Genomic DNA, 21,783 nt, shown 5'->3' on the forward strand with positions numbered 1-21,783 from the left:
GTTCGACTTTCCTTAATCACAACGAAATGTGTTTTTGGCACTTACGGAAGATAAACGTCTCCGGAAAATATTTTCCTTGCGGTGCGAATAACGGAAGCGCGAAGCGTTGTTGGGTCGTCACTTTGATTACTTAACTGAATATCGAGGCTGCCGCCCGGATGCTCGAGGGTAATTTTGCCGTTGCCGGGGAACGGAATGATCTGACGGGTTACGGTACCGGCAATCGCGCAGCTGCTGGCGATAGCAATCGCGCCGGTTATCGCCAGCGCTTTATGGCAGGCGTGCGGCATGAAATAACGCACATTCAGGGTGCCGCCTTTTTGTGGTGGAGAAATTAATACTGGTTTCGGAATCACCTTATTCGCGACATCGCCCAGCCCCATCGCCAGCCCCGCCTGCAGACGAATAGACTCGATTCGCGCCAGAAGCTGCGCATCGCCGTCCAGTTCCGCCGCCGTTTCATAGCCGGTTTTACCTAAATAGTCGGCGGGAATTATCACTACCGGCATCGCCATATCGATACAGGTGGTTGGCACCGCGTCAAAATAGTTAAGCGGCTGGCCGGTCGGGAAAAGCCTGCCGGTTTTCGCCCCGGCGGCATTGAGGAAAGTCAGCGCGACGGGGGCCGCGGTTCCCGGTACGCCGTCGATTTTGACCGTTCCTTCATAATTCACCGCGCCGTTCGGTGTCTGTACGTCCGCTTCAATAAGGGTATGGGTATTCACGTTGCGGATACGTACCCGGGTGACAGGGGAAGTGGCGGCAGCCAGCCCTTGCTCTATAGCGAACGCGCCGACGGCGCAGAGCATGTTGCCGCAGTTTGGCGTGGTGTCGACGCGCTGCTCATGGACCAGCACCTGGGCAAAGAGGTAATCGATATCGGCATCTGGGGCGGCGGAGCGGCTGACGATGGCAACCTTGCTGGTCAGGGGATTTCCCCCACCGATACCGTCTATCTCCAGTTCATTGCCCGATCCCATAATCGATATTAATACCGCGTCGCGTTGAGCCGTATTCTCAGGCAGATCCTCAGCCCGTAAAAATGCGCCGCGCGAGGTTCCTCCACGCATCATTACGCAGGGTATTTTTTTCACGTCAGTGTCCTCAATAATTATTACGCAAAACAGAATTACACGTGAAAAACGGCCTGGCTAATGACTTTGATTTTCCTATTAGTGACTTTTATTTATTAATCATCCTGCGTGGACTAAAGGTAAACTGAGGCCTGTTCCCGGGCTGGCGACGCCAGCTTTTTTATTTGTGGAGTGGCAATGAAACACCAACTATCAAGTATGAAAGCGTTTGTCACGCTGGCAGAGTCAGAATCTTTTAACAATGCTGCAAAATTACTTAATATTACGCAACCTGCATTAACACGCAGAATAAAAAAGATGGAAGAAGATTTACAGGTAATTCTTTTTGAACGGACAACGCGTAAAGTTACGTTAACAAAAGCGGGCAAAATACTGTTACCGGAAGCGCGGGAGATAATTAAAAAGCTTGATGAAATGCTGTTTAATATTCGAGAAATGAATACACATCAGCGAGGCAGAATCACCCTGTCCTGTATTCCAACGGCGGTGTTCTATTTTTTGCCGCAGGCCATAGGGAAATTTAATGAGTTATACCCCAATATTAATGTGCGCATTATGGAACAGGGCACGCATAATTGCATGGAGTCCGTTCTTTGCAATGAGGCTGACTTCGGCATAAACATGAACAACATCACAAATTCATCGATAGACTTTACCCCGCTGGTGAACGAACCGTTCGTCCTGGCATGTCGGCGCGATCATCCCCTCGCCAGCAGACAGCTGGTTGAATGGCAGGAACTGGTGAATCACACGCTGATCGGCGTGCGCTCGTCGAGCGGAAACCGGCTGCTGATAGAGCAACAGCTGGCGGATAAGCCCTGGAAGCTGGAGTGGTTTTATGAGGTTCGCCATCTGTCCACCTCGCTCGGTCTGGTCGAAGCGGGGCTTGGCGTGTCGGCGCTACCGGGGCTGGCGATGCCGCAGACGCCGCACCCGACGCTGCTCGGCATTCCGCTGGTCGAACCGGTCATCCGCCGCACGCTGGGCATCATTCGTCGTAAAGACGCGGTTCTTTCGCCGCCTGCGGAGCGCTTTTTTAACCTGCTGCTGAAATTATGGACCGACCAGAGCGACCTGCTGTGGCGTCCGGTTTCGGAGTGAGCGCCCCCGCCGGTTGGCGGCAGCGCCCGACACTCCGCATTGTCGCATTTATTCGGCCAGGAAAGTCCTTCCCGGCCCGTTTACGTGGCTTAATACGCGTTAACCACGACCCACATCGGCCCCTGGCCAACCGCATAACGCCCTTTCTCCGTTAATAAACCCTGCACGCCGGAAATTTCATATACCGCGATATGGTGCGATTTCTGTCCGGCGGCAATCAGGTATTTTCCGCTGTGATCGACGTTGAAGCCGCGAGGCTGGGTTTCGGTCGGCTGGAAGCCCTCCTTGCTCAGCACGCTGCCGTCTTCGGAAACGCTGAACACCGTAATCAGGCTGGCGGTCCGGTCGCAGGCGTACAGATGACGTCCGTCCGGCGTAATATGAATGTCCGCCGCCCAACGCGTATCGGCAAAATCAGCGGGCATCATATCCAGCGTTTGTACGCATTCGATCTTGCCATGCGGATCTTTCAGCTCCCAAACGTCTACGGAACTGTTCAGTTCGTTAACACAATAGGCGTACTGCTGGTTTGGATGGAACGCCATATGGCGCGGCCCCGCCCCTTCAACGGTGGTCACTTCCGCCGGTTCCTGCGCCACCAGTTTGCCATCATCGCTCAGGGTGAACAGGCAGATGCGATCCTGCTTCAGCGCAGGTACCCACAGGGTGCGGTTGTCGGGTGAAATATTAGCCGAGTGGCACCCCTCCAGCCCCTCCACTACGTCTACCAGCCCGACCGGCAACCCGTCCTCCAGACGCGTGACGCTGACGTTTCCGGCATTGTACGAGCCGACAAAAACGAAACGCCCTTGATGATCGGTGGAAATGTGCGTCGGGCTGCCCGGCAGCGCGGATTCAGCGGCAAAGGTCAGCGCGCCATCATCCGGCGCAATCCGATAAGCCAGTACGCGGAACTCAGGTCGCACGCCCACGTACAGAAAACGTTTATCCGGGCTGACCACCATCGGCTGAACCTGCCCCGGAACGTCGACGACCTGAACCAGGCTCAACGCACCGTCGTGTTGCAGACGCCAGACATGGATCTGCTGACTCTCTGGGCTGGCGGTATAAACTGTTTGCTTCATGAATACTCCTTGGCTTTTGGCAACTGCTGCAATTTACCAACGTAGACGGTTTTGTCAGTAAATGCTGAATTAATTTGTCCGCTTCCCGTCCCGGTGTACCATTCCGGCAGACGCATTTTTCAACATTTATCTGGATAACGTTATGACTGCACGCGTGATTGCCCTGGATTTGGATGGAACCTTACTGACCCCGCAAAAGACCTTGCTCCCTTCATCGCTCGAAGCGCTCTCCCGGGCAAAGGACGCAGGCTATCAACTTATCATCGTCACCGGGCGCCATCACGTTGCGATTCATCCTTTTTATCAGGCACTGAAGCTGGATACACCTGCAATTTGCTGTAACGGCACCTATTTGTATGATTATCATGCAAAAAGTGTGCTTGAATCCGACCCGCTGCCGGTTAACCAGGCACTGCAACTGATAGATATGCTGGATGAACATCAGATCCACGGCCTGATGTATGTCGACAACGCCATGCTGTATGAACGCCCGACCGGACACGTGATCCGCACGTCGAACTGGGCGCAGACGCTGCCGCCGGAGCAGCGTCCGGTCTTCACGCAGGTGCCTTCGCTGGCCCAGGCCGCCCATGACGTCAACGCGGTATGGAAATTTGCCCTGACCGATGAAGATATTCCTAAACTGCAGCAGTTTGGTAAACAGGTTGAGCAAGCGCTGGGACTGGAATGCGAATGGTCATGGCACGATCAGGTCGATATAGCCCGCAAAGGCAACAGTAAAGGGAATCGCCTGACGCGATGGATCGAGTCTCAGGGCGGTTCGATGGCGAACGTGATTGCCTTTGGCGACAACTACAATGACATCAGCATGCTGGAGGCGGCCGGGACCGGGGTGGCGATGGGCAATGCCGATGACGCGGTGAAAGCCCGCGCCAACGTGGTGATTGGCGATAACACGACCGACAGCATCGCCAAATTTATTTACACTCACCTGCTGTGATCAGGCGGTAATCGACACGCTCTTGATTTGCGCGTACAGCCAGAGACCAGGCTTGATAGCCAGTTCATCTCTGGCCCACGGGCTGATACGCGCCCATAGCGTTTTACCGCCTACTTCAAGCTGCACTTCCACCTGGCCGCAATCGTCAAGACAGGTGATCACCTTCGCCCGCAGAACGTTGCGGATACTGGTCTGCTGCGGTGGTTGCAGTACCAGCGATACATCCGACGCCTGAATGCGAATGCGCAACGTACGGTGTAACGGTTCATCCAGCTTATTAACCCACACATGCTGGTCTCCCAGCGCCAGCGCGGTCATCGCATAGTGTGGATGGTGTTCCAGCACGCTGACCTTGAGCACACTGCTCTGCTGTTCTTTCGGCAGCCACGGGTGCATTACGCTGCTTCCCCATACCTCCTCCAGCGCGCCAAACGCTTTCACCTGGCCGTCTTCCAGCACCATTACGTTATCCGCGAGATGCAGGATCTCATCCAGTGAATGGCTGACGTACAGCATCGGGATGTTAATTTCCTGCGCCAGTCGTTGTAGATACGGCAGCAGTTCACGCTTTCGAGGAATGTCCAGAGAGGCTAACGGCTCGTCAAGCAGCAGCAGTTCCGGGGCGGTCAGTAGCGCCCGGCCTATCGCCACCCGCTGCTTTTCACCGCCGGAGAGGTCGCCCGGCAAACGGTCGAGCAACGATTCGATACCTAATAACGCCACCAGCTTGTCGAACTGTCCGGCCATGCTTTTTGCCATGCCGTAACGCAGGTTGCCGCGCACTTTATAATGCGGAAACAGCCGCGCATCCTGAAACACATAGCCCACCCGGCGCTTTTCCGGCGTCAGGCAGATGCGGCGCTCACTGTCGTTCAGCACCCGCCCATTAAGCATAATACGGCCGGTCTGCGGCGTCGTCAGTCCGCTGATGGCGTTGATCAAGGAGGTTTTTCCCGCGCCGGAGACGCCAAAAATGGCGGTGATGCCGCTGGCGGGCAGCGTTTCATTAATCGTCAGGCGGTGAGTGCCCAGCGTCTGGGTGAAATTGAGTTCCAGCATGATTATTGCCCCGTCCGCGTGCGGCTGATGCGCGCCAGCCATTCGGAGATCAGCAATGAAATCAATGCCAGCACGATGGAGATCACGCAAAGCCGCGCCGCCGCGCTTTCCCCACCGGGCGTCTGGATCAGCGTGTACATCGCCGAAGGAAGGGTGCGCGTTTCGCCGGGAATGTTGGAAACAAAAGTAATGGTCGCGCCAAACTCGCCGAGGGAGCGAGCAAACGCCAGCACCGTACCCACAATAATCCCCGGCAACGTAAGCGGTAAAGTTATAGTGAAAAAGACGCGCCAGCGCCCGGCTCCGAGTGTTCGGGCAGCCTGCTCCAGTCGGGTATCCACCCCTTCCAGCGCCAGCCGGATAGCGCGCACCATCAGGGGAAACGACATCACGGCCGCCGCCAGCACCGCGCCGCGCCAGCTAAAGGCAAAGGTGATGCCGAAGCTGTCATACAACCACTGGCCGATAATTCCGCGACGGCCCATCGAGACCAACAGCAGGTATCCCACTACCACCGGCGGTAAGACCAGCGGCAGATGCAACAGGCTGTCCAACAATGCTTTGCCCGGGAAACGACAGCGCACCAGCAGCCAGGCAAAGAAAATCCCAAACGGCAGACTGAAGAGTACGGCCAGGGATGACACTTTCAGGCTCAGAAGTACGGCCTGCCATTCGGGATCGCTCAGTATCATTACTTCGTCGTAAATCCGTAACGTTTAAAAATAGCTGACGCCTGCGGCCCTTTCAGGTAATCACAAAAGGCGCTGACCGTTGCGTTTTTATGTCCATCCACTATGGCGATGGGGTATTCCACTTTCTGATGTGACGCTTCAGGGAACGTGGCCACCACTTTCACGCCTTTACTGGCGACGGCATCGGAACCGTAAACGATTCCCAGCGGCGCTTCGTTACGCTCCACCAGCGCCAGCGCGCCGCGCACGTCTTCCGCAGGCGCCAGTTTCGGCGCTAGCGTATCCCATGCGCCCAGTTTTTGCAGCGCTTCTTTCGCGTAAATGCCGGCCGGAACATGTTCCGGATCGCCTACGGCCAGACGTCCGCCGTCAAGCAGGCGGGTCCAGTCGGTTTTGTTGTCGACAGTAAAATCTTTTTGTTCGCTTGCTTTGGGCGCGACGACAACCAGGCTGTTCCCCAACAGCGTCTGGCGTGACGCGGTATCTATCGCTTTTTTGTCTACCGCGTAATCCATCCATTTCTGGTCGGCGGAAATAAACACATCTGCCGGAGCGCCCGCTTCGATTTGTCGCGCCAGGGTAGAAGAGGATGCGAAAGAGGAAACCACCTCAACGTTTTTTTCTTTTTTATAAACGGCCGCGATATCCTGCATCGCGTTGGTCAGCGAAGCCGCTGCAAAAACGGTGATTTTGCCCTCACCTGCCAGCGCCTGCCCGGCAAGAGTAAGAGAAAGTGTTGCCCCGGCAACCAGACGTAGCCATGAACGTGCCATTGAAAGCTCCTGTGCGTATCGTTATGTAGCGGACAATATAACGATAATTCCAGCAATTTCCCAGCGGTTATTACTACCCATTCGGGAGGGATCAGGAAAACTATCGGCAGGAAATACGGGAACTTGAGCAAAGAAAAACGCCCGACAGAGCGGGCGTCGGGAAATTAACGGTTTTGTCTGGACTGATCTTTCTGGCCGATGCCGGAGAAAATGTTAAACACTTCACCCAGACCGTAAATCAGCCCCAGGATAATGGCCATTACCACGGGCACCATGATCACGGCGAATACCAGACTTTTCAATAACTCTAACATGGTCATCTCCTGATTCAGTTCTTTAAGTATTCTAACCGCATCATCGAGAAAAGCACTCCCCTTTTGTGCGGTCGTCTATGCGCAGGCGGGGTTTTCCGTCACAATAGTCCTTTTGCCAGGATCGTGTTATGCAAGCCGAAATCCTTCTTACCCTTAAACTGCAGCAAAAACTGTTTGCCGACCCTCGACGCATTTCTCTGCTTAAGCATATTGCGCTTTCCGGCTCCATTAGTCAGGGTGCGAAAGACGCGGGCATTAGCTATAAAAGCGCCTGGGACGCCATTAACGAGATGAACCAGCTCAGCGAGCAGACGCTGGTCGAACGCGCCACCGGCGGCAAGGGCGGCGGCGGCGCGGTATTAACCCGCTACGGACAGCGCCTGATCCAACTCTACGACTTACTGGCGCAGATACAGCAAAAGGCGTTTGATGTTCTGAGCGACGACGATGCGCTTCCCCTCGACAGTCTGCTGGCCGCCATTTCACGCTTTTCCTTACAAACCAGCGCGCGCAACCAGTGGTTTGGCACCATTACCGGCCGCGACCACGATCGGGTGCAGCAGCATGTAGACGTTTTGCTGGCGGATGGCGAAACGCGGCTAAAAGTCGCGATTACCGCGCAAAGCGGCGAACGTCTGGGGCTTAACGAAGGCAAAGAGGTGCTGGTGTTATTGAAAGCGCCGTGGGTGGGCCTCACCCAGGACGACGCCGTCGCGCAGACGGCAGATAATCAGCTTAAAGGGACGATTAGTCATATTGAACGCGGCGTAGAGCAGTGCGAAGTATTGATGACGCTGGCGGACGGTCAATCGTTGTGCGCGACGGTGCCGCTAGAAAACGCCGCAACGCTTGCCCAGGGCGACAGCGTGACGGCCTTTTTTGATGCCGATAACGTCATCATCGCCACGTTGTGCTGAGAAACCGTTCAGGCGTTCTTCTTTGCATTTCGGCTACCGTCAGCGCTCGCGCAAAACGCATTGACATTCCTGTCCGGACAACGTATCCCTGTTATTCATCGCTGCAAAAAATGGGATACTAAATGTCATCGTTGCAAATTTCGCAAGGCACGTTTCGCCTGAGCGACACAAAAACGCTTCAGCTTGATTCCGCTTCGTTAACCGCGGGCGAAAGTTGGGCGTTTGTTGGCGCGAACGGAAGCGGGAAGTCGGCGCTGGCACGCGCGCTGGCGGGAGAACTCCCGCTACTCAAAGGCGAACGCCATTGTCAGTTTACCCGTATCACTCGCCTCTCCTTCGAACAGCTACAAAAGCTGGTCAGCGACGAATGGCAGCGCAATAACACCGACATGCTCAGCCCCGGTGAAGACGACACCGGCCGCACGACCGCAGAAATCATTCAGGACGAGGTGAAAAACCGGTCCCGCTGCGAGGAACTGGCGCTGCAATTCGGCATCTCTCATCTTCTTGCGCGCCGCTTCAAGTACCTTTCCACTGGCGAAACGCGTAAAACCCTGCTTTGCCAGGCGCTGATGTCCGAGCCGGATTTATTGATCCTCGATGAACCGTTTGACGGGCTGGACGTCGCCTCACGCCAGCAATTGTCGGGGCTACTTGAGACGCTGCATCAATCCGGCATCACGCTGGTGCTGGTACTGAACCGCTTCGATGAAATGCCTGATTTTATCCAGTATGCCGGGGTAGTGGCCGACTGCGCACTCACCGAAACCGGCGCGAAAGACGCGCTGTTACAGCAGGCGCTCATCGCTCAGCTCGCCCATAGCGAACGTCTGGAAGGCGTCAGCCTGCCGGAACCCGACGAACCCGCGGCGCGGCATCTTCTGGCCGCAAATGACGCGCGTATTGTCCTTCGTGACGGCGTGGTTTCGTATAACGATCGTCCTATCCTGCATCATCTGAACTGGCAGGTTAACCCCGGTGAGCACTGGCAGATTGTCGGCCCCAACGGCGCGGGAAAATCAACGCTGCTGAGTCTTATCACCGGCGATCACCCACAGGGTTACAGTAATGACCTTACGCTGTTTGGTCGCCGTCGCGGCAGCGGTGAAACCATCTGGGACATCAAGAAGCATATTGGCTATGTCAGCAGCAGCCTGCACCTTGATTATCGCGTCAGCACCACGGTGCGTAATGTCATCCTCTCTGGCTACTTTGACTCTATCGGCATCTATCAGGCCGTTTCTGACCGCCAACAGAAGCTGGCGCAACAGTGGCTGGATATCCTCGGCATCGATAAACAGACTGCTGACGCGCCTTTCCATAGTCTTTCCTGGGGTCAGCAGCGGCTGGCGCTGATTACCCGCGCGCTGGTAAAACACCCAACGTTACTGATCCTCGACGAACCGTTACAGGGACTGGATCCGCTTAACCGCCAGCTGATTCGCCGTTTTGTGGATGTGCTGATTAGCGAAGGCGATACCCAGTTGCTCTTTGTGTCACATCATGCGGAAGATGCCCCTGCCTGTATCACTCATCGGCTGGCGTTTGTCCCCGAGGGCGATCGCTACGTGTATCAGCAGACCCGATTGCGCTAGTTTTCATCCGTGGGCGCGAAAGCGCCCTTTTTTTTCGGACAAAGGCCGCAATCCCTGCCAAAGTTTTTGATTTACAATCGTATAACTGACTACAAACGGTGAAAAACGGTTAGTGTAAACGATTCCACTATTTTATTCCGTGTCACACTTTTCGCATCTTTGTTATGCTATGGTTATTCCATACCATAAGCTTAACGGAGCGAATTATGAGAGTTTTGGTTACCGGTGGTAGCGGTTACATTGGCAGTCATACATGCGTGCAGTTATTGAAAAACGGTCACGACGTCATCATCCTTGACAACCTCTGTAACAGTAAGCGCAGCGTCCTTCCCGTGATCGAACGTCTTGGCGGAAAACACCCGACCTTTGTCGAAGGCGACATCCGCAATGAAGCGCTGATGACCGAGATCCTCCACGACCACGCGATTGATACCGTCATCCACTTCGCCGGTCTGAAAGCGGTGGGGGAATCCGTCGCCAAACCGCTGGAGTATTATGACAATAACGTTAACGGCACCCTGCGGCTGATTAGCGCCATGCGCGCCGCCAACGTCAAAAACATTATCTTTAGCTCCTCCGCCACCGTCTACGGCGACCAGCCGAAAATTCCTTATGTTGAAAGCTTCCCGACCGGCACCCCGCAAAGTCCCTACGGGAAAAGCAAACTGATGGTCGAACAGATCCTGACCGATCTGCAAAAAGCGCAGCCGGAATGGAGCATCGCCCTGCTGCGCTACTTTAACCCGGTCGGCGCGCACCCATCAGGCGATATGGGGGAAGACCCGCAGGGCATCCCGAATAACCTGATGCCTTACATTGCGCAGGTGGCCGTCGGTCGTCGCAACTCCCTCGCCATTTTTGGCAACGACTATCCGACCGAGGACGGTACCGGCGTACGCGATTACATTCACGTCATGGATTTGGCCGACGGTCACGTCGCGGCGATGGAAAAGCTGGCGGGTATTCAGGGCGTACATATTTATAACCTCGGCGCGGGCATCGGCAGTAGCGTCCTGGACGTGGTCAACGCGTTCAGTAAAGCCTGCGGCAAACCCGTTAACTACCATTTTGCGCCGCGCCGCGATGGCGATCTACCTGCTTACTGGGCAGACGCCAGCAAAGCAGATCGCGAACTGAACTGGCGCGTTACGCGCACCCTCGACGAAATGGCGCAGGACACCTGGCACTGGCAGTCTCGCCATCCGCAGGGATACCCGGATTAAGGACGAATCGTGACCCCATTTAACCCTGTCGATCATCCACATCGCCGTTTTAACCCGCTAACCGGACAGTGGATTCTGGTTTCACCGCATCGTGCCAAGCGCCCCTGGCAGGGCGCGCAGGAAAAGCCCGCAGACGAGACGCTGCCTTCTCACGATCCGGACTGCTTCCTGTGCGCCGGTAACACCCGCGTCACTGGCGATAAAAACCCCGATTACACCGGCACTTACGTTTTCACCAACGATTTCGCCGCGCTGATGACCGATACGCCCGACGCGCCGGAAAACCACGATCCGCTGATGCGCTGCCAGAGCGCGCGCGGCACCAGCCGCGTCATTTGTTTCTCGCCCGATCACAGCAAAACCCTGCCGGAACTGAGCGTGCCGGCGCTAACGGAAATTGTGAAAACCTGGCAGACGCAAACCGCCGAGCTTGGCAAAACGTATCCCTGGGTGCAGGTTTTCGAGAACAAAGGCGCGGCCATGGGCTGCTCTAATCCGCATCCGCACGGACAGATTTGGGCGAACAGCTTTCTGCCTAACGAAGCGGAACGCGAAGATCAGCGGCAAAAAACGTATTTCGCCGAACAGGGCTCGCCGATGCTCCTCGACTACGTGCGGCGTGAACGGGCAGACGGCAGCCGTACCGTGGTGGAAACCGAACACTGGTTGGCCGTGGTGCCTTACTGGGCCGCCTGGCCGTTCGAAACCCTGCTGCTGCCCAAGACCCATGTCCTGCGCATTACCGACTTGACCGACGACCAGCGCGCCGATTTGGCGCTGGCTCTCAAAAAACTGACCAGTCGTTACGACAACCTGTTTACCTGCTCCTTCCCCTACTCCATGGGCTGGCATGGCGCGCCATTTAACGGTGAACAGAACGACCACTGGCAGTTGCATGCGCACTTTTATCCGCCGTTGCTGCGTTCCGCGACCGTTCGCAAATTTATGGTCGGTTACGAAATGCTGGCGGAAACCCAGCGCGATCTCACTGCCGAACAAGCGGCAGAGCGCCTGCGTGCGGTCAGCGACATCCACTTTCGCGAATCCGGAGTATAAAAATGAATCTGAAAGAGAACACACTCTCTCTGTTTGCTGAAAAATTCGGCTACCCTGCCACCCACACGATTCAGGCGCCAGGCCGCGTTAACCTTATCGGCGAGCATACCGATTATAACGACGGCTTCGTGCTACCCTGCGCCATCGACTACCAGACGGTCATTAGCTGCGCCGCGCGCGACGACCGTCAGGTTCGGGTGATTGCCGCTGACTACGAAAACCAGATGGATGTGTTTTCGCTGGACGCGCCGATTGTCACCCATGACAGCCAGCAGTGGTCAAACTATGTGCGGGGCGTAGTAAAACATCTGCAAAAACGCGACGCCAGCTTCGGCGGCGCAGATCTGGTTATCAGCGGTAATGTGCCCCAGGGGGCAGGTTTAAGTTCATCCGCGTCGCTGGAAGTGGCGGTCGGCACCGTGTTCCAGCAGCTTTACCACCTGCCGCTGGACGGCGCGCAGATCGCGCTGAACGGCCAGGAAGCGGAAAACCAGTTTGTCGGCTGCAACTGCGGCATTATGGATCAGCTAATCTCCGCGCTGGGTAAAAAAGATCACGCGCTGCTGATCGACTGTCGCTCACTCGGCACTAAAGCGGTTTCCATGCCTGAAGGCGTGGCGATTGTGATCATCAACAGTAACTTCAAACGTACGCTGGTCGGCAGCGAATACAACACCCGTCGCGAGCAGTGCGAAACGGGCGCGCGATTCTTCCAGCAGCCTGCGCTGCGCGACGTCAGCCTCGACGCCTTTAACGCTGTCGCCGCTGAACTCGATCCGCTGGTTGCCAAACGCGTGCGTCACGTGTTAACTGAAAACGCACGTACTGTTGAAGCGGCAAGCGCGCTGGAGAAAGGCGACCTTAAGCGTATGGGTGAACTGATGGCGCAATCTCATGCCTCCATGCGTGACGATTTCGAAATCACCGTACCGCAGATCGATACTCTGGTGGAAATCGTCAAAAAGACTATCGGCGAGAACGGCGGCGTGCGCATGACCGGCGGCGGCTTTGGCGGCTGCGTCGTGGCGCTGATCCCGGAGACGCTGGTACCGGCCGTTCAACAGGCTGTCGCAGAACAGTACGAAGCGAAAACCGGCATTAAAGAAACATTTTACGTTTGCAAACCCTCACAAGGAGCAGGACAGTGCTGAATGAAACACCCGCACTGGCACCCGATGGTCAGCCGTACCGCCTGTTAACCCTGCGCAATAGCGCAGGGATGGTGGTCACGCTGATGGACTGGGGTGCTACCTTACTTTCCGCGCGAATTCCCCTTTCCGACGGCAGCGTGCGTGAAGCGCTGCTGGGATGCGCCAGCCCGGAACACTATCAGGATCAGACGGCCTTTCTTGGCGCGTCAATCGGTCGCTACGCTAACCGTATCGCCGACAGCCGCTATGTTTTTAACGGCGAAACCGTGACCTTACAGCCAAGTCAGGGCGTCAACCAACTGCACGGCGGACCGGAAGGGTTTGATAAACGCCGCTGGCAGATTGTGAATCAAAACGAACGCCAGGTGCTGTTCGCGTTAACTTCAGATGATGGCGACCAAGGCTATCCGGGCAATCTCGGCGCGACGGCGCAGTATCGTCTGACCGACGATAACCGCATCTCTATCACCTATCGCGCCACGGTGGATAAGACCTGTCCGGTCAACCTGACCAACCACGTTTACTTTAACCTTGATGGCGACCAGACCGACGTGCGCCAGCATAAGCTGCAACTCCTGGCGGAGCAGTATCTGCCGGTCGATGAAGGCGGGATCCCCCGTGACGGACTAAAATCCGTCGCCGGTACGTCGTTTGATTTTCGCCACGCAAAAGTCATTGCCAGCGAATTTCTTGCCGATGACGATCAGCGCAAGGTGAAAGGCTACGATCACGCCTTCCTGCTTCAGGCCAATGGTGATGCCCGTACCCCCGCAGCCCGTCTGTGGTCTGCGGATGAGAAATTGCAGATGGAGGTTTACACCTCTGCTCCGGCGCTGCAGTTTTACTCTGGCAACTATTTGGCTGGCACCTCATCACGCGGTCCGGTGCCATATGCGGATTACCAGGGGCTGGCGCTGGAAAGCGAGTTTCTGCCCGACAGCCCGAACCATCCGGAATGGCCACAGCCGGACTGCTTCCTGCGTCCTGGCGACGAATATGCCAGCGTGACGGAATATCGGTTTATTCCGTCCTGACGGTTTCGCTGAAATTGCCCGATGCCAAAAGCGCATCGGGCATACTTTCTCCTCTGCTGACTAATTCCCCGCCACTCAACGACAAAATCGCAACGCAGAGTTCACAAGAACCTTACACTGCCGTCTGATTTTCGCTATGGTTATGCGTAAGCGTTGCTGTTGATCAATAACGGCAATATAATGAGAATTATTATCATTAAACGGTATTAAGGAGTAAGTATATGGCTGTAACGAAGCTGGTGCTGGTACGCCACGGCGAAAGTCAGTGGAACAACGAAAACCGCTTTACCGGTTGGTACGATGTCGATCTGTCCGAGAAAGGCGTGGGCGAAGCGAAAGCGGCGGGTAAGCTGCTGAAAGCTGAAGGCTATAGCTTTGATTTTGCTTATACCTCTGTGCTGAAACGTGCCATCCACACCCTGTGGAACGTGCTGGACGAACTGGATCAGGCCTGGCTGCCGGTTGAAAAATCCTGGAAACTGAACGAACGTCACTACGGCGCGTTGCAGGGTCTGAACAAAGCGGAAACCGCCGAGAAGTACGGTGACGAGCAGGTGAAACAGTGGCGTCGCGGCTTCGCGGTCACCCCGCCGGAACTGACTAAAGACGACGAGCGCTACCCGGGTCACGATCCGCGTTACGCAAAACTGACCGAAAAAGAGCTGCCGCTGACCGAAAGCCTGGCGCTCACCATCGACCGCGTTATCCCTTACTGGAACGAAACCATTCTGCCGCGAATGAAGAGCGGCGAGCGCGTGATTATCGCCGCTCACGGTAACTCCCTGCGTGCGCTGGTGAAATACCTCGATAACATGAGCGAAGATGAGATCCTCGAACTGAATATCCCGACCGGGGTGCCGCTGGTTTACGAGTTCGACGAAAACTTCAAGCCGATCAAACACTACTATCTGGGTAATGCTGACGAGATCGCCGCAAAAGCCGCCGCCGTCGCAAACCAGGGTAAAGCGAAGTAAGCCTGTCTGCTGTCGCTACGCTTGTCGGGCCTGTGGATCGTTGATCTTTCCGGGCCGGATTAGGCGCTTAAGCCACCTCGACAGACGAAAAAGCCGACTCACTGAGTCGGCTTTTTTACAGGAGAAAGATTACCCGCGCCGTGCTTTTACTGCTTCCGCGAGCTGGCGCAGAATGGCGTCAGTGTCTTCCCAGCTAATGCAGGCATCGGTAATACTCTTGCCGTACACCAGCGGTTCACCGCTGTCCGGGTTCTGATTGCCCTCTACCAGGTGGCTTTCGATCATCACCCCCATGATCGCTTTCTCGCCGCCCGCGATCTGCTGGCACACGTCAGCGCCAACGTCCATCTGCTTTTTAAACTGCTTGCAGGAATTCGCATGGCTGAAATCGATCATGATTTGCGCGGGCAGACCGGCCTTCGCCAGCCCTTCCTTCACTGCCGCGACGTGCGTGGCGCTGTAGTTTGGCTCTTTTCCGCCGCGCAGGATGATATGGCAGTCACCGTTGCCGCTGGTATTGACGATCGCCGAGTGGCCCCACTTGGTGACCGACAGGAAGCAGTGCGGCGCGCCTGCGGCATTGATGGCGTCAATAGCGACCTTGATGGTGCCATCGGTGCCGTTTTTGAAGCCTACCGGGCAGGAAAGACCAGAAGCCAGTTCGCGATGTACCTGAGACTCCGTGGTACGCGCGCCAATCGCCCCCCAGCTCATCAGGTCCGCCAGATATTGTGGGGTAATCATATCCAGAAACTCACCCGCCGCAGGCAGACCGCTGTCGTTGATATCCAGCAGCAGCTTACGCGCAATGCGCAGACCATCATTGATCTGGAAGCTGTTATCCATGTGCGGATCGTTGATCAGCCCTTTCCAGCCAACGGTGGTGCGCGGCTTTTCGAAATAGACGCGCATCACGATTTCCAGTTCGTCTTTCAACGCTTCACGCAGCGCCAACAGGCGGCCCGCGTATTCTTTTGCGGCAACCGGATCATGAATTGAGCAAGGACCAATCACGACCAGCAGGCGGTCGTCGTTGCCTTTTAAAATTTTGTGAATCGCCTTACGCGCATGGGCCACGGTATTTGCGGCATTTTCAGTAGCGGGGAACTTTTCCAGCAGTGCGACAGGGGGTAATAACTCGTTGATCTCTTTGATGCGTAAATCGTCGTTCTGATAATTCATGATTCGTCCAGTGTTGCCATACTTATATAAATGAATGCAATCCCTCCAATCTATATCGTCAGTCAGAAAGTGTAAACGCGATTTTACACTTCGAACGGATTAATCCTGGAAATTCGCAAAAAAACACCAGAAAGTAGCGAAAAACGAGATCTAACCTACAATTTTTAATTGTAACTGCTTAGTTTTTTTATTTTTTCAAGATTCTCTACTGGGCCATTACGCCCGGATGGGATCTTAAACTATTGCCTGGTCCTTTCATGGCATATGCACTGTTGGAAGACGTTATCCGACATCTGAACCATAACAGGAGCATCTTATGCAAATGACAAAATTGGCTTCACTGTTTCTTACTGCCACACTCAGCCTTGCCAGCGGCGCAGCGCTTGCTGCCGATACCGGCGCCCAGACGAACAACGGACAGGCCAACGCCGCCGCAGAAGCCGGTCAGGTCGCGCCGGATGCGAAACAAAACGTCGCGCCGAATAACCTCGACGGCACAAACATCAATACCGGTAACACGAACACCAATACCAGCGGCGCCCAGCAGTCCACCGGGACGTCTGCAACCCAGGATGGGATGACCAAAGACGAGGTGCATAAAAACACCATGTGTAAAGATGGTCGCTGTCCGGATGTGAATAAGAAAGTCGAAACTGGCGACGGCACCAGTAACAACGTGGATACCAAAACGGATGGCACCACTCAGTAACGGTAAAACGGGCTGATAACAGGAGAGCTAAGGCTCTCCTTTTTAATTTAATTCGACCAAAAACGGTATGATGTCATACAGTTAACAGAGAATTCATAAAGGGATGACATTCATGGCGCACGCTCACTCTCATTCAACCCCTCATCTGCCTGAAGATAATAACGCACGTCGGTTACTGCTCGCGTTTTGCGTCACCGCGGGATTTATGCTGCTGGAGGTCGTTGGCGGGATTCTTTCCGGCTCGCTGGCGCTGTTGGCGGACGCCGGGCATATGTTAACTGACGCCGCCGCATTGCTGTTTGCCCTGCTGGCCGTTCAGTTTGCCCGCCGCCCGCCGACGTTACGTCATACGTTTGGCTGGCTGAGACTCACCACGCTGGCCGCATTCGTCAATGCGATTGCGTTAGTGGTTATCACTATTTTAATCGTCTGGGAAGCGATTGAGCGCTTCTATACGCCACGTCCGGTAGCGGGCGGCATGATGATGTCCATCGCCGTGGCAGGTTTGCTGGCGAATATCCTTGCGTTCTGGATCCTGCATCGCGGCAGTGAGGAGAAAAACCTTAACGTGCGGGCCGCCGCTCTGCATGTTATGGGGGATTTGCTGGGTTCAGTGGGGGCGATTGTCGCCGCGCTGATAATTATCTGGACGGGTTGGACGCCCGCTGACCCCATTTTATCAATCCTGGTCTCGCTGTTAGTCCTGCGTAGCGCATGGCGTCTGTTGAAAGACAGCGTGAATGAGTTGCTTGAGGGCGCGCCCGTGTCGCTGGATATCACCGCGCTGAAACGCCATCTCAGCCGTGAAATCCCGGAGGTGCGAAATGTGCATCACGTCCACGTCTGGATGGTGGGTGAAAAACCGGTAATGACGCTCCATGCGCAGGTGATCCCACCGCACGATCATGACGCCCTGCTGGCGCGCATTCAGCATTTTCTCGTGCATCACTACCAGATTGCGCACGCCACCATTCAGATGGAGTACCAGCGTTGTGAAGGACCGGACTGCCATCTGAATGAGACAGCGTCCGGCCATACACATCATCACCATTAATGAGACAGCGCGCGTGAGCCTCGTTCGCGTGCGCTGTTAATCCACATCCGACTGCCGTTGAGCGCAATAAAAGTCAGGATCAGATACTCCAGCGACATGGCGTATACGCCCTGAAGCGCGAAGATCACGACGCTAATAACGTTGATCACCACCCATAACAGCCAGTTCTCGACGTATTTTCGCGTCATCAGTATCATCGCCACAATCGACAGTACCATCATGCAGGAATCCCAGAACGGGAAGGCATCCGGCTGAAGATTGGGCATGACCACCTGTAGCCCCAGCGCCTGCATTAGGGTCACAGCGACGCGGGTCAAAAAAGCAAACACCGGATCGATAAACACCGTCATCAGACCAATCGCCACCACACAAACGGCCAGCCAGCCCAGCGCTTTCGGTAACGGTAGCCAGCGGATTTTCAGTTCCGCCTCATTCTGGGTATTCTGCCGCGACCACGCATACCAGCCGTAGATATTCGCCGCAAAGAAAAACAGTTGCAGCAGCAGGCTGGCATAGAGTTGGATCTGAAAGAAAATGATGGCAAATAACGTCACGTTGATCAGCCCGAAAACGTAATTGCTGATCTTTTCCATGCTGGCAAGACCAATGCACAACAGTCCGGCGATGGTGCCTACCGCCTCAATCCATGAAAGATCGTAACCACCGGCGCCGATCGGAATATGTACCAGAATGTTTTGCGTACTAAAAAAGTCCATCTTTCCCCCAGAGCGTTTTTATTATTTACGCACGTAGTGTAGCCGCAAAATCCAGCATGCGGTTTAACGGCAATAATGCCCCTTCTCGCAGCGCCGTATCAACCTGAATCTCATGGGCCTGTCCGCCCTGCTCCAGCCCTTCAGCAATCGCCTTAAGGCCGTTCATCGCCATCCACGGACAGTGCGCACAGCTGCGGCAGGTTGCCCCTTCGCCAGCGGTGGGCGCTTCCAGCAACTCTTTGCCCGGAACGGCCTGCTGCATTTTGTAGAAAATACCGCGATCGGTAGCGACGATAAGTTGCTTATGCGGTAGCGTTTTCGCCGCGTTGATAAGTCGGCTGGTGGAGCCGACGGCGTCGGCCATGTCGACAATCGATTGTGGGGATTCCGGGTGGACGAGGATTGCCGCTTCAGGGTAAAGGCCCTTCATACGGGCCAACGCCTGGGTTTTAAACTCATCATGGACGATGCACGCGCCCTGCCAGCATAATACGTCGGCGCCAGTCTGTTTTTGCACATAGCGACCAAGATGGCGATCCGGCGCCCAGATGATTTTTTCGCCCAAACTATCCAGATGCTCAATGAGTTCAACCGCAATGCTGGAGGTCACGACCCAATCGGCACGCGCTTTGACCGCAGCGGAGGTGTTAGCGTAGACCACCACGGTGCGATCCGGATGGGCATCGCAAAATGCGTTAAATTCCTCGACAGGACAGCCGAGATCGAGCGAACATTCGGCCTGCAGCGTCGGCATCAAAATGGTTTTTTCCGGGCTGAGGATTTTGGCGGTTTCGCCCATAAAGCGTACTCCTGCCACCAGCAGGGTGGACGCAGGATACTTTGCGCCAAAGCGCGCCATCTCAAGGGAGTCTGATATGCAACCGCCGGTCTCTTCCGCCAGTTGCTGGATTTCCGGATCGGTGTAATAGTGCGCGACCATCACTGCATCACGCGCTTTCAGCAGACGCTTGATTTTGTCGCGATAGAATTGTTTTTCGTCAACGCTCAACGGGACAGGTTTTGGCGGAAACGGATAAATCGCTGCTTCTGGGTCAAACATTACGCTCATCTTGCTTTCTCGTTTTTCTCGCTTAACGAAATAACCGATACAGAGCGTACAGGACGCCGAAATCGGCCATATTTGTTTTATATGCTAAACAAGATAGCGGATTGCGTAACGAAAGTCACACCTATTGCGCACCGTTTTGCCGAAGGGTGACGGTGATCCGATCCGGCTTCGCCTCGCCCTTCGGGCCGTCGCTGCAAGCGGCTCCGTTGTCTCACTGCGTTCGAATCATAACATTCTGCACATAGCAAAAAGGCGCCTTTAGGGCGCCTTTTTACATTGGTGGGTCGTGCAGGATTCGAACCTGCGACCAATTGATTAAAAGTCAACTGCTCTACCAACTGAGCTAACGACCCCTTACGGGATTTACTGCTTAATCATTCAGACTGGTGGGTCGTGCAGGATGACTCGGCTTCGCCTCGCCCTTTGGGCCGTTGCTGTCGCAACGTTATCCTTCACGCTTTCTACCCGTTTCCACCGTTAAAATGGTGGGTCGTGCAGGATTCGAACCTGCGACCAATTGATTAAAAGTCAACTGCTCTACCAACTGAGCTAACGACCCTTTAGGGTGTCGCCTGAAGATTTTGACTCGGTACCCATTCAACATGGGTTATCGTGCAGGATGTTTTGGCTTCACCTCGCCCTACGGCGCCGTTGCTGTCGCAACGTTATCCTTCACGTTTAACATCTGAGTTCGACGTTAAAACTGGTGGGTCGTGCAGGATTCGAACCTGCGACCAATTGATTAAAAGTCAACTGCTCTACCAACTGAGCTAACGACCCGAGTGGTGGGTGATGACGGGATCGAACCGCCGACCCCCTCCTTGTAAGGGAGGTGCTCTCCCAGCTGAGCTAATCACCCGATACTGCGCTGGATACTACTGTCTTACTGATGGGTCGTGCAGGATGACTCGGCTTTGCCTCGCCCTACGGCGCCGTTGCTGACGCAACGTTATCCTTCACGTTTAATTATCGCTTTCCACCGTAACGATTGGTGGGTCGTGCAGGATTCGAACCTGCGACCAATTGATTAAAAGTCAACTGCTCTACCAACTGAGCTAACGACCCACTTTTGCGCTGCTTTCGGTTTGTTTGATATCCCGTGGCAACGGCGGCATATATTACTGATTTCAGATTTCAGCGCAACTAAAATTTCGATGTAGATCACTCAACTGCTTATGAATCGCACGACACGACCAGAAATAATTCGATTTCTGGTCGTATGGTGTGCATTACATCGCGCCGAGACGTTTTTGCGCCTGTTTCGCCCCATCAGTACCTGGGTATTTGCTGATAACCTGCTGATAAACCGCTTTCGCTTTCGCAGTATCACCTTTGTCCTGCATGATCACACCGACTTTATACATCGCGTCAGCGGCTTTAGGCGACTTCGGGTAGTTCTTCACCACCGAGGCGAAATAAAACGCGGCATCATCTTTTTTACCCTTGTTGTAATTCAACTGACCGAGCCAGTAGTTGGCATTCGGCTGATAGGTTGAATCCGGGTATTTCTTGATGAAATTCTGGAATGCCGCAATCGCGTCATCCTGGCGGGATTTATCCTGCACCAGCGCAATTGCCGCATTATAGTCGGTATTGGCGTCACCGCTTTGGACCGGCGCGCCAGTGGCTGCCGCCCCTGCATCCGGTGCTGCCGTCGCTGCGCCCGTCGCCGTCCCCCCCTGAGCGCCGCCCGCAGACTGCGCGGCTGCGCCACCGCTGTTCAGACTGTCAATCTGCAGCAGGATCTGCTTCTGGCGTTCAACGACCTGATTCAGCTGATATTGGCTTTCCTGAATTTGACCACGCAGGGAATCGATATCGGCCTGATTATCAGAGAGTTGTTGCTGGAGTTGGGTTAAAAGCTGGCTGTGAGCATTCGAAATACGCTCGAGTTGAGTGACACGGTCTTCGACCGAGCCTGAGCCGACACTACTGATTGGCGCTTGAGCAAAAGCGGCCCAGGGGGCCGCTATGCCAATCAGTAACGACAGACTCAACACATGATGTCTGAAGTTACTGCTCAT

At 55.0% G+C, this 21,783-nt stretch carries 21 protein-coding genes and 5 tRNA genes; 11 read left to right on the plus strand and 15 right to left on the minus strand.

Annotated elements, in window-relative coordinates:
- Positions 1–41: 41 nt before the first annotated feature.
- Positions 42–1,094 (minus strand): 4-oxalomesaconate tautomerase, encoded by a 1,053-nt coding sequence (locus tag JY391_RS14540; protein ID WP_211934515.1) that lies wholly within the window; start codon positions 1,092–1,094, stop codon positions 42–44.
- Positions 1,095–1,271: 177 nt separating this feature from the next.
- Here JY391_RS14540 and JY391_RS14545 point away from each other — a divergent pair, with 177 nt between their 5' ends.
- Positions 1,272–2,195 carry a LysR family transcriptional regulator gene (locus JY391_RS14545; RefSeq protein ID WP_211934516.1) on the plus strand — a complete coding sequence of 308 codons (924 nt, stop codon included), beginning with the start codon at positions 1,272–1,274 and terminating at the stop codon, positions 2,193–2,195.
- 89 nt (positions 2,196–2,284) lie between these two features.
- Here the strand turns inward: JY391_RS14545 and pgl are convergent, their stop codons facing one another.
- A complete protein-coding gene (gene pgl, locus JY391_RS14550) occupies positions 2,285–3,280 on the minus strand; it encodes a 6-phosphogluconolactonase (protein WP_181821746.1) in 996 nt (331 codons plus the stop codon).
- A 142-nt stretch (positions 3,281–3,422) separates the two neighbouring features.
- Here pgl and JY391_RS14555 point away from each other — a divergent pair, with 142 nt between their 5' ends.
- Positions 3,423–4,241, plus strand: a complete 819-nt coding sequence (locus JY391_RS14555; protein WP_060569938.1) for a pyridoxal phosphatase — start codon at positions 3,423–3,425, stop codon at positions 4,239–4,241.
- Here JY391_RS14555 and modC read toward each other — a convergent pair whose 3' ends face one another.
- The 4 genes from modC to JY391_RS14575 form a co-directional block, all read right to left on the minus strand.
- Positions 4,242–5,300, minus strand: coding sequence for a molybdenum ABC transporter ATP-binding protein ModC (gene modC / locus JY391_RS14560; protein WP_211934517.1), 1,059 nt, complete (start codon positions 5,298–5,300; stop codon positions 4,242–4,244).
- 2 nt (positions 5,301–5,302) lie between these two features.
- Positions 5,303–5,992: a molybdate ABC transporter permease subunit gene (gene modB, locus JY391_RS14565; protein WP_042285202.1), complete on the minus strand. Its 690-nt coding sequence runs from the start codon at positions 5,990–5,992 to the stop codon at positions 5,303–5,305.
- A complete protein-coding gene (modA, locus tag JY391_RS14570) occupies positions 5,992–6,765 on the minus strand; it encodes a molybdate ABC transporter substrate-binding protein (RefSeq protein ID WP_042285204.1) in 774 nt (257 codons plus the stop codon). Before modA ends, modB begins: the two co-directional genes overlap by 1 nt.
- 164 nt (positions 6,766–6,929) lie before the next feature.
- Entirely contained in the window at positions 6,930–7,079 is a 150-nt protein-coding gene (locus JY391_RS14575; protein WP_000891513.1) for an AcrZ family multidrug efflux pump-associated protein, read from the minus strand.
- A 128-nt stretch (positions 7,080–7,207) separates the two neighbouring features.
- On the opposite strand from JY391_RS14575, the gene modE reads away from it, so the two are divergent.
- The 7 genes from modE (at position 7,208) to gpmA (ending at position 15,029) form a co-directional block, all read left to right on the plus strand.
- Positions 7,208–7,996, plus strand: a complete 789-nt coding sequence (gene modE, locus JY391_RS14580; protein WP_211934518.1) for a molybdenum-dependent transcriptional regulator — start codon at positions 7,208–7,210, stop codon at positions 7,994–7,996.
- A gap of 122 nt (positions 7,997–8,118) precedes the next feature.
- Entirely contained in the window at positions 8,119–9,591 is a 1,473-nt protein-coding gene (gene modF, locus JY391_RS14585) for a molybdate ABC transporter ATP-binding protein ModF (RefSeq protein WP_042285212.1), read from the plus strand.
- Positions 9,592–9,797: 206 nt separating this feature from the next.
- Positions 9,798–10,814 carry a UDP-glucose 4-epimerase GalE gene (gene galE, locus JY391_RS14590; protein WP_211934519.1) on the plus strand — a complete coding sequence of 339 codons (1,017 nt, stop codon included), beginning with the start codon at positions 9,798–9,800 and terminating at the stop codon, positions 10,812–10,814.
- 9 nt (positions 10,815–10,823) lie between these two features.
- Positions 10,824–11,870, plus strand: a complete 1,047-nt coding sequence (gene galT, locus JY391_RS14595) for a galactose-1-phosphate uridylyltransferase (protein ID WP_042285218.1) — start codon at positions 10,824–10,826, stop codon at positions 11,868–11,870.
- A 2-nt stretch (positions 11,871–11,872) separates the two neighbouring features.
- Positions 11,873–13,021: a galactokinase gene (gene galK / locus JY391_RS14600; protein WP_042285221.1), complete on the plus strand. Its 1,149-nt coding sequence runs from the start codon at positions 11,873–11,875 to the stop codon at positions 13,019–13,021.
- Entirely contained in the window at positions 13,015–14,055 is a 1,041-nt protein-coding gene (gene galM / locus JY391_RS14605; protein ID WP_211934520.1) for a galactose-1-epimerase, read from the plus strand. Before galK ends, galM begins: the two co-directional genes overlap by 7 nt.
- Positions 14,056–14,276: 221 nt before the next feature.
- Positions 14,277–15,029, plus strand: coding sequence for a 2,3-diphosphoglycerate-dependent phosphoglycerate mutase (gene gpmA / locus JY391_RS14610; protein WP_042285226.1), 753 nt, complete (start codon positions 14,277–14,279; stop codon positions 15,027–15,029).
- Between the two features lie 129 nt (positions 15,030–15,158).
- On the opposite strand, the gene aroG is transcribed toward gpmA, so the two are convergent.
- Positions 15,159–16,211 (minus strand): 3-deoxy-7-phosphoheptulonate synthase AroG, encoded by a 1,053-nt coding sequence (aroG, locus tag JY391_RS14615; protein ID WP_042285227.1) that lies wholly within the window; start codon positions 16,209–16,211, stop codon positions 15,159–15,161.
- 316 nt (positions 16,212–16,527) lie between these two features.
- Here aroG and JY391_RS14620 point away from each other — a divergent pair, with 316 nt between their 5' ends.
- Both JY391_RS14620 and zitB read left to right on the plus strand, forming a co-directional pair.
- Entirely contained in the window at positions 16,528–16,920 is a 393-nt protein-coding gene (locus JY391_RS14620) for a YbgS-like family protein (protein WP_060569942.1), read from the plus strand.
- Positions 16,921–17,032: 112 nt separating this feature from the next.
- On the plus strand, positions 17,033–17,974 hold the full coding sequence (zitB, locus tag JY391_RS14625) for a CDF family zinc transporter ZitB (protein ID WP_042285230.1): 942 nt from the start codon (positions 17,033–17,035) through the stop codon (positions 17,972–17,974).
- Here zitB and pnuC read toward each other — a convergent pair.
- The 8 genes from pnuC to cpoB all read right to left on the minus strand — a co-directional run bounded on the left by pnuC (position 17,971) and on the right by cpoB (position 21,783).
- Positions 17,971–18,690 carry a nicotinamide riboside transporter PnuC gene (pnuC, locus tag JY391_RS14630; protein ID WP_211934521.1) on the minus strand — a complete coding sequence of 240 codons (720 nt, stop codon included), beginning with the start codon at positions 18,688–18,690 and terminating at the stop codon, positions 17,971–17,973. The two genes, zitB and pnuC, sit on opposite strands and share 4 nt — an antisense overlap.
- 25 nt (positions 18,691–18,715) lie before the next feature.
- Positions 18,716–19,759 carry a quinolinate synthase NadA gene (gene nadA / locus JY391_RS14635; RefSeq protein WP_211934522.1) on the minus strand — a complete coding sequence of 348 codons (1,044 nt, stop codon included), beginning with the start codon at positions 19,757–19,759 and terminating at the stop codon, positions 18,716–18,718.
- A gap of 277 nt (positions 19,760–20,036) precedes the next feature.
- A tRNA-Lys gene (locus tag JY391_RS14640) sits at positions 20,037–20,112 on the minus strand.
- A 130-nt stretch (positions 20,113–20,242) separates the two neighbouring features.
- Positions 20,243–20,318, minus strand: a tRNA-Lys gene (locus tag JY391_RS14645).
- Between the two features lie 145 nt (positions 20,319–20,463).
- Positions 20,464–20,539 (minus strand) — tRNA-Lys (locus tag JY391_RS14650).
- A 3-nt stretch (positions 20,540–20,542) separates the two neighbouring features.
- Positions 20,543–20,618 (minus strand) — tRNA-Val (locus JY391_RS14655).
- A gap of 130 nt (positions 20,619–20,748) precedes the next feature.
- A tRNA-Lys gene (locus tag JY391_RS14660) sits at positions 20,749–20,824 on the minus strand.
- A gap of 164 nt (positions 20,825–20,988) precedes the next feature.
- Positions 20,989–21,783 (minus strand): cell division protein CpoB, encoded by a 795-nt coding sequence (cpoB, locus tag JY391_RS14665; RefSeq protein WP_211934523.1) that lies wholly within the window; start codon positions 21,781–21,783, stop codon positions 20,989–20,991.

Origin of the sequence: Citrobacter sedlakii, assembly GCF_018128425.1 — a bacterium.
Lineage (GTDB): Bacteria > Pseudomonadota > Gammaproteobacteria > Enterobacterales > Enterobacteriaceae > Citrobacter_A > Citrobacter_A sedlakii.

What these genes read in the sequence shown, in the direction of transcription:
- JY391_RS14545 (WP_211934516.1), top strand. Translation starts at nt 1,272, where the DNA reads ATGAAACACCAACTATCAAGTATGAAAGCGTTTGTCACGCTGGCAGAG.
- pgl (WP_181821746.1), bottom strand. Translation starts at nt 3,280, where the DNA reads ATGAAGCAAACAGTTTATACCGCCAGCCCAGAGAGTCAGCAGATCCAT.
- JY391_RS14555 (WP_060569938.1), top strand. Translation starts at nt 3,423, where the DNA reads ATGACTGCACGCGTGATTGCCCTGGATTTGGATGGAACCTTACTGACC.
- modC (WP_211934517.1), bottom strand. Translation starts at nt 5,300, where the DNA reads ATGCTGGAACTCAATTTCACCCAGACGCTGGGCACTCACCGCCTGACG.
- modB (WP_042285202.1), bottom strand. Translation starts at nt 5,992, where the DNA reads ATGATACTGAGCGATCCCGAATGGCAGGCCGTACTTCTGAGCCTGAAA.
- modA (WP_042285204.1), bottom strand. Translation starts at nt 6,765, where the DNA reads ATGGCACGTTCATGGCTACGTCTGGTTGCCGGGGCAACACTTTCTCTT.
- JY391_RS14575 (WP_000891513.1), bottom strand. Translation starts at nt 7,079, where the DNA reads ATGTTAGAGTTATTGAAAAGTCTGGTATTCGCCGTGATCATGGTGCCC.
- modE (WP_211934518.1), top strand. Translation starts at nt 7,208, where the DNA reads ATGCAAGCCGAAATCCTTCTTACCCTTAAACTGCAGCAAAAACTGTTT.
- modF (WP_042285212.1), top strand. Translation starts at nt 8,119, where the DNA reads ATGTCATCGTTGCAAATTTCGCAAGGCACGTTTCGCCTGAGCGACACA.
- galE (WP_211934519.1), top strand. Translation starts at nt 9,798, where the DNA reads ATGAGAGTTTTGGTTACCGGTGGTAGCGGTTACATTGGCAGTCATACA.
- galK (WP_042285221.1), top strand. Translation starts at nt 11,873, where the DNA reads ATGAATCTGAAAGAGAACACACTCTCTCTGTTTGCTGAAAAATTCGGC.
- gpmA (WP_042285226.1), top strand. Translation starts at nt 14,277, where the DNA reads ATGGCTGTAACGAAGCTGGTGCTGGTACGCCACGGCGAAAGTCAGTGG.
- aroG (WP_042285227.1), bottom strand. Translation starts at nt 16,211, where the DNA reads ATGAATTATCAGAACGACGATTTACGCATCAAAGAGATCAACGAGTTA.
- JY391_RS14620 (WP_060569942.1), top strand. Translation starts at nt 16,528, where the DNA reads ATGCAAATGACAAAATTGGCTTCACTGTTTCTTACTGCCACACTCAGC.
- zitB (WP_042285230.1), top strand. Translation starts at nt 17,033, where the DNA reads ATGGCGCACGCTCACTCTCATTCAACCCCTCATCTGCCTGAAGATAAT.
- pnuC (WP_211934521.1), bottom strand. Translation starts at nt 18,690, where the DNA reads ATGGACTTTTTTAGTACGCAAAACATTCTGGTACATATTCCGATCGGC.
- nadA (WP_211934522.1), bottom strand. Translation starts at nt 19,759, where the DNA reads ATGAGCGTAATGTTTGACCCAGAAGCAGCGATTTATCCGTTTCCGCCA.
- cpoB (WP_211934523.1), bottom strand. Translation starts at nt 21,783, where the DNA reads ATGAGCAGTAACTTCAGACATCATGTGTTGAGTCTGTCGTTACTGATT.